This is a genomic window from Halorubrum sp. AJ67, from assembly GCF_000513435.1.
Genome location: NZ_CBVY010000003.1, coordinates 34,228 through 35,439 on the forward strand (window position 1 = coordinate 34,228; position 1,212 = coordinate 35,439).

Below are 1,212 nucleotides of genomic sequence, written 5' to 3' on the forward strand. Positions count from 1 at the left end.
GTTTCTACTTTTCGTTTCCACGCTCGATCAGTGTTCGCGCGAGCTGCCACCCTTTTTAGTCGCGCCGCGTCGGAGTGAGGCGTAATGAGTACGGACGCGACCCCGAGTACGACTACGAGGAACTGGGGCTCGTCGCCGGTCTGGAGATCCACCAGCAGCTCGACACGGAGACGAAGCTGTTCTGCGACTCCCCGACCGTCGAGCGCGACCCCGAGGAGTCCGACCGTTCGATCACCCGGCGGCTCCACCCGACGAAGAGTGAGCTGGGCGAACTCGACGACGTGGCGATGGAGGAGAGCCGCGTCGACCGCGAGTTCACCTACCTCGCGTACGACACGACCTGCCTCGTCGAGGAGGACGACGAGCCGCCCCGGCGCGTCGACGACGAGGCGCTCGCCGTGGCGCTCCAGATCGCCGACCTGCTCGACCTCTCGGTCGTCGATCAGGCGCACGTCATGCGGAAGCTCGTGATCGACGGCTCGAACACCTCCGGCTTCCAGCGCTCGATCCTGCTCGGACAGGACGGCGCGATCGAGACGGAGTCGGGCTCGGTGTCGGTCGTCGACCTCATGCTCGAAGAGGAGTCGGCCAAGCGCGTCGAGGAGACCGACGACGGCGTCGTCTACTCGCTGGATCGCCTCGGCGTCCCCCTCGTCGAGATCGGGACGGGACCGGACATCCGCAGCCCCGAAGGGGCCCGGCAGGCGGCCGAGCGCATCGGGATGCTGCTCCGCTCGACGGGCGCGGTCAAGCGCGGGCTGGGCACGATCCGGCAGGACGTGAATGTCTCCATCGCCGACGGCGCGCGGGTTGAGGTGAAAGGCGTTCAGGATCTTCAGGGGATCGAGGACATCGTCCGCGGCGAGGTCGGCCGACAGGCCGAACTGCTCGCGATCCACGACGAGCTCCGCGAGCGCGACGCGAGCGTGGGCGAGGTCTCGGACGTGACCGACACCTTCGCCGACACCGAATCGGGAGTGATCCGCGGCGCGCTCGACTCGGGCGGAAAGGTGACCGCGGTCCCGCTCTACGGCTTCGACGGTCTCGTCGGCCGCGAGATCCAGGATGACCGCCGGCTCGGCACGGAGCTGTCCGACCACGCGAAGCGTCACGGCGCGGGCGGCATCTTCCACACCGACGAGCTGCCGGCGTACGGCGTCACCGAGGCGGAGGTCGACGCCCTCCGCGACGCGGTCGGCGCGGACGAGGGGG

1 protein-coding gene is annotated in these 1,212 nt (G+C 69.0%); it reads left to right on the plus strand.

All coding sequences use genetic code 11. From position 1 onward, the window contains the following. Positions 1 to 74: 74 nt before the first annotated feature. A partial coding sequence (gatE, locus tag BN903_RS04015; protein ID WP_079890572.1) for a Glu-tRNA(Gln) amidotransferase subunit GatE occupies positions 75 to 1,212 on the plus strand: 1,138 nt, incomplete at its 3' end.